General features: G+C 72.7%; 4 protein-coding genes. 2 read left to right on the top strand and 2 right to left on the bottom strand.

The window, feature by feature from the left end; translation table 11 throughout:
- Positions 1-55 precede the first annotated feature (55 nt).
- Positions 56-1,024 carry a diacylglycerol/lipid kinase family protein gene (locus FOE67_RS15760; RefSeq protein ID WP_182664750.1) on the top strand — a complete coding sequence of 323 codons (969 nt, stop codon included), beginning with the start codon at positions 56-58 and terminating at the stop codon, positions 1,022-1,024.
- A gap of 331 nt (positions 1,025-1,355) precedes the next feature.
- Positions 1,356-1,613 (top strand): WhiB family transcriptional regulator, encoded by a 258-nt coding sequence (locus tag FOE67_RS15755; protein WP_143622905.1) that lies wholly within the window; start codon positions 1,356-1,358, stop codon positions 1,611-1,613.
- A 238-nt stretch (positions 1,614-1,851) separates the two neighbouring features.
- On the opposite strand, the gene FOE67_RS15750 is transcribed toward FOE67_RS15755, so the two are convergent.
- Both FOE67_RS15750 and FOE67_RS15745 read right to left on the bottom strand, forming a co-directional pair.
- On the bottom strand, positions 1,852-3,339 hold the full coding sequence (locus FOE67_RS15750) for a sensor histidine kinase (RefSeq protein WP_182664754.1): 1,488 nt from the start codon (positions 3,337-3,339) through the stop codon (positions 1,852-1,854).
- Between the two features lie 785 nt (positions 3,340-4,124).
- Positions 4,125-5,150 carry an SIS domain-containing protein gene (locus tag FOE67_RS15745; protein WP_182664752.1) on the bottom strand — a complete coding sequence of 342 codons (1,026 nt, stop codon included), beginning with the start codon at positions 5,148-5,150 and terminating at the stop codon, positions 4,125-4,127.
- Between the last annotated feature and the right edge of the window lie 81 nt (positions 5,151-5,231).

Raw genomic sequence — 5,231 nt, 5'->3', positions numbered from 1 at the left:
GGGTGCGTGTCCGGGGGTGCGGGGACGGGGCGCGGACCCGGCTACGCTGCATCCCATGCGCGCACTCCTCGTGGTCAACCCGGCAGCCACCACCACCAGCGCGCGGACCCGTGAGGTGATCGCCCGGGCCCTGGCCAGCGAGGTGAAGCTGGAGGTCGCCCCGACCGAGTGCCGGGGTCACGCGCGGGACCTGGCGCGGCGGGCGGTGGAGTCGGGCTCGGTGGAGCTGGTGGTCGCCTTCGGTGGCGACGGCACGGTCAACGAGGTGGTCAACGGCCTGCTGCACCACGGCCCGGATCCCGGCGGACTGCCGCGACTGGCGGTGGTGCCGGGCGGTTCGACCAATGTCTTCGCCCGCGCCCTGGGGTTGCCCAACCACGCCGTGGAGGCGACCGGTGTGCTGCTGGACGCCCTGCACCGGGGCCGGGAGCGGGAGATCGGGTTGGGGTTGGCCGCGGGCCTGGAGGGCACCCGGGACGAGGAGGTGCCGGACCGCTGGTTCACGTTCTGCGCGGGCCTGGGCTTCGACGCGGGCGTGGTGGGGGGCGTGGAGCAGCAGCGGGAGCGGGGCAGGCGCTCCACGCACGCGCTGTACGTGCGCCAGATGGTGCGGCAGTTCCTGCGGGACCCGCACCGGGGGCGGGGGACGATCACGCTGGAGCGGCCGGATGCGCAGCCGGTCCGGGACCTGTCGACGGCCATAGTGTGCAACACCGCCCCGTGGACCTTCCTGGGGAACCGTCCGGTGTACGCGGCGCCCCGGGCCTCCTTCGACGACGCCCTGGACGTGGTGGGTCTGACCCGGATGTCGGCGGCCGCGATGACCCGCTACGCGACGCAGTTGTTGCGTTCCTCGCCGGAACGGGGCCCCCGGGGAGGAAACGTGGTGGTCCTGCACGACGTGACGGGCTTCACCTTGCTTTCGCAGGCGCCACTGCCGTTTCAGTTGGACGGTGACCACCTGGGGGTGCGCTTCGGCGTGCGGTTCACAGGCGTTCGGCGTGCACTGCGTGTGATTGTGTGAGCAGAACCCTCAAAACTCCTTACAGTCGAACGTTTAGCCCACCCTCCACCCCGGAGAAGTAGGGCTGTGAGCCAGGCAACACCAAGGAATCAAAAAAAACTTTCCAGAAGGGGTTGTGCCGCCGGCCGAGGTTTGCGAACCTCTACATGGCGATCGGGACAGCCGAGACATCGGGCCCCTTGAGAGCCGGAATCCCCTTACCGCCCGAACGGGCCACGGCACGGACCTCCCCCTGCGGAGGCCGGGCGACGACTCGTTCCTGTCGGGGGGTTCGTGAAAGCGTTCACATTCACAAGCAATGCCACCGCAATCCGCAGGAGATGGAGCAGACATGGACTGGCGTCACAACGCCGTTTGCCGCGAGGAAGACCCCGAGCTGTTCTTCCCGATCGGCAACACCGGTCCTGCGCTGCTGCAGATCGAGGAGGCCAAGGCCGTCTGCCGTCGCTGCCCCGTGATGGAGCAGTGCCTGCAGTGGGCCCTGGAGACCGGTCAGGACTCCGGCGTCTGGGGCGGGATGAGCGAGGACGAGCGTCGCGCCATGAAGCGCCGCGCCGCCCGCAACCGCGCCCGCAAGGCCACCGCCTGACCGCACCGTGCCCGACCCGCGGCGGCCCGCCATCGGCGGGGTCGCCGCCCGGGTGCCTTGATGCGCAGCGCGCAGCACCCACGCGAATCCGTCGAGCCCCGGCTCACGGCCCGCACCCCCCACCGGAACGTTCCGGCGGGCGGGGACGCGGACCGGGCCGGGGCTCCGCGCTTTCCGGGACCGGCCGCCGCTCCCCGGGCCGTCATCCCCGCCGGCACAACCCCGTCCCCGCCGGGCCTCAGCGCTTGCGCTCCGGGGCCAACGGGAGATCCAGCACCACCCGGGTCCCGCCCCCCGGCACCCGCTCCATGTCGAAACGGCCCTCCAACTCCCCCTCCACCAGGGTTCGCACGATCTGCAGACCCAGGTTCCCCGAGCTGTGCGGGTCGAAGTCGTCCGGCAGCCCGCGCCCGTCGTCCTGGACGGTCACCAGGAGGCGTCCGCCGCGTCGGGCGGGCTGCTCGCCACGGGTGGCCGCGACCTCCACCGTCCCGCGCCCACCGGGCTCGAAGGCGTGCTCCATGGCGTTCTGCACCACCTCCGTGAGCACCATGGACAGCGGGGTGGCGGTCTCGGCGTCCAGCACGCCGAACCTGCCGGTGCGTCGGGTGGTGACCAGGCCCGGGGACAGTTCCGCCACCATCGCCAGCACCCGGTCGGCGATCTCGTCGAACTCCACCCGCTCGTCGAGGTTGTGCGAGAGCGTCTCGTGCACGATGGCGATCGAGCCGACCCGCCGCACCGCCTCGTCCAGGGCCGCGCGGGCGCTGTTGTCCCCGGCGGCGCCGATCCGGCGGGCCTGGAGACGCAACAGGGCCGCCACCGTCTGGAGGTTGTTCTTCACCCGGTGGTGGATCTCCCGGATGGTCGCGTCCTTGGTGATCAACTCGCGCTCGCGCCGGCGCAGTTCCGTGACGTCCCGCAGGAGTATCAGCGAACCGATCCGCTCACCGCGGGGCTTGAGCGGGATCGCCCGCAACTGGATGACGCACTGGTCCCCCTCGATCTCGGCCTCCCGCGGCGCCCATCCGCTGGCCAGCTTGACCAGTGACTCGTCCACCGGCCCCCGGGTGGGGGCCAGATCGGCGGTGGTCGGGCCGAGGTGGAGCCCGACCAGATCGGTGGCCAGCCCCAGGCGGTGGTAGGCGGACAGGGCGTTGGGGCTGGCGTACAGCACCACGCCCTCGGCGTCGAGCCGGATGAAGCCGTCCCCCACCCGCGGCGCGCGGTCCATCCCGACCTGCTGGCCGGGGAAGGGGAAGGCGCCGTTGGCGATCATCTGGGCGAGGTCGGAGGCGCTCTGGAGGTAGGTGAGCTCCAACCGGCTGGGGGTGCGCACGGTCAGCAGGTTGGTGTTGCGGGCGATCACACCCAGCACCCGACCCTCCCGGCGCACGGGGATGGACTCCACCCGCACCGGCACCTCCTCGCGCCACTCCGGGTCGCCCTCGCGGACGATCCGCCCCTCGTCCAGGGCCGCGTCCAGCAGGGGCCGGCGCCCGCGCGGGACGAGGTGGCCGACCATGTCGTTCTGGTGCGAGGTGGGGCCGGTGTTGGGCCGCATCTGGGCGACGGAGACGTAACGCGTGCCGTCCCGGGTCGGCAGCCAGAGCACCAGATCGGCGAAGGAGAGGTCGGCGAGCAGTTGCCACTCCGAGACCAGGAGGTGCAGCCACTCGAGGTCGCCTTCGTCCAGGTCGGTGTGGAGACGGACCAGATCGTTCATGGAGGGCACGGCGCGAGCCTACCCTCCTGCCCCGGCGGTGATCCCGGTCACCGCCGGGCGGCGGCAGGGCCCGCCCGTGACCTCCGCGACCCGCGCCGGTCACCCGGGGTTCACCACCCGGAGCGCACCGGCCCGGGCGGACCGGCGCGTGCGACTCCCGAACGCGGGGGCCCCGGACGGGGCCGACAGAGGGCCGGCGACGGGGCCCGGCGACGGAAGGTGAAGGCGGACTCACACCTCCCGGCGCTCTCCGGGCGAGGTGGGTCACGGGTTTGTTCACGGCATGGACATAGAGCCCGGTCCGGTCCACAATGGAGGAGCACACCACGTGTGCGTGGTCTTCTGCCCCTCACCGCACAGGGGGGTGGAGCGCGATCCGCGGCGCTTTCTGCCCTGACGGCGTCCGATCGCGTGTCGCTCCGGGCTGCGGTGCCGGAAGGGTTGAGGGTCCCTCCCCGGCGCCGCGGCCCGTGGGTGTTTCCCGGGGCTTTCCGGCCTCCACCCGGCGCCGGCGGCATCCCTTTCCCGACGGTGTTCGCCGACGGTGTTCGCCGGGGTTCCCCCGATGCCCTTTCGCCGCCTTTCACAGGTCCTTTCCGGGGCCCTTCTCGACGCTTGTCGACCGCTTTTCGGCGTTCTCGGCGTTTTCCGCGTTCTCGGCGTTCTCGGCGTTCTCGGCGTTTTCCGCGTGCGCCCCGCCGGGCGTCCCCCGCTCGCCCCGAACACCGCGCGACGGCCGGTTCCCCGCCGTGCGGGGAACCGGCCGTCGCATACGACCCGAGGGGTCAGTGGGTCTCCGTGACCTTCGCCAGTGAGCGCGGGGCATCCGGGTCCTGCCCCCGGGCGAGGGTGACCTCCATCGCCAGGAGTTGCAGCGGCAGTATCTCCAGGATCGGCTGGACCTCCTCGGCGACCCCGTCGGTGGGCAGCACGAAGCCGGCCGACGCCTCCGCCACCCGCTTCCGCGGGCCGACGACCACCAGATCGGCGCCCCGCTCGCGCAGCCGCTCCAGCACCGGGCGCAGCGCCTCCCCGCCCCGCCCGTCGGGCACCACGGCGATGACCGGGAAGACGTTGTCCACCATGGCCAGCGGACCGTGCAGCAGGTCGGCGCCGGAGTAGGAGAGGGCGGGCACGTAGCTGGTCTCCATCAGCTTCAGCGCCGCCTCCTTGACGGTGGGGTAGCCGTAGCCGCGCGAGGTGAGGATCATGCGCTCGGCGAAGCGGTAGCGGCCGGCCAGTTCCCGCACCTCCCCGCCGCGCGCGAGGATGCCCTCCGCCAGCTCCGGGAGCCGGGCCGCCGCCGGGACCCCGTCGTGTCCGCGCAGGGCCTCCACGAAGAGGTACAGGGCCAGCAGCGAGGCGGTGTAGGTCTTGGTGGCGGGCAGCGCCCGCTCGGGGCCGGCGAGGATGTCGATGTGGTGCTCGGCCGCCTCGGCGAGCGCGGAGTCGGGATTGTTGGTGACCGCGAGGGTGATCGCGCCGGCCTTCCGGGCGGCCCGGGTGGAGGCGACCAGGTCGGGCGAACCGCCGGACTGGCTGACGGTGATCACCAGGACATCGGTGAGGTCCGGGCGGGCGTCGTAGGCGGTCGTCGTGGACATCGAGGTGAGCCCGCAGGGCAGGCCGTGCAGGATCTCCAGCAGGTACTTGGCGTACAGGGCGGCGTTGTCCGAGGTGCCGCGGGCGGTGAGCAGGACGAAGCGGGGCCGGCGGGCGGCGATCGCGCCGGCGACGGCCCGGATGCGGGGCGCGCCCTCCTCGAGCAGGCGGCGCAGCGCCCCGGGCTGCTCGGCGATCTCGCGGGACATGATCCCGCCGGGGGTGTCGGCGGACACGGGGCCTCCAGGGTGTGACGTGCGGGTGACTGGGGTGCGGGGTCGGGTGCGACC

Source organism: Streptomyces calidiresistens (assembly GCF_014141525.1).
Classification (GTDB): domain Bacteria; phylum Actinomycetota; class Actinomycetes; order Streptomycetales; family Streptomycetaceae; genus Streptomyces; species Streptomyces calidiresistens.
This window is presented reverse-complemented; position numbering and strand designations above follow the sequence as displayed.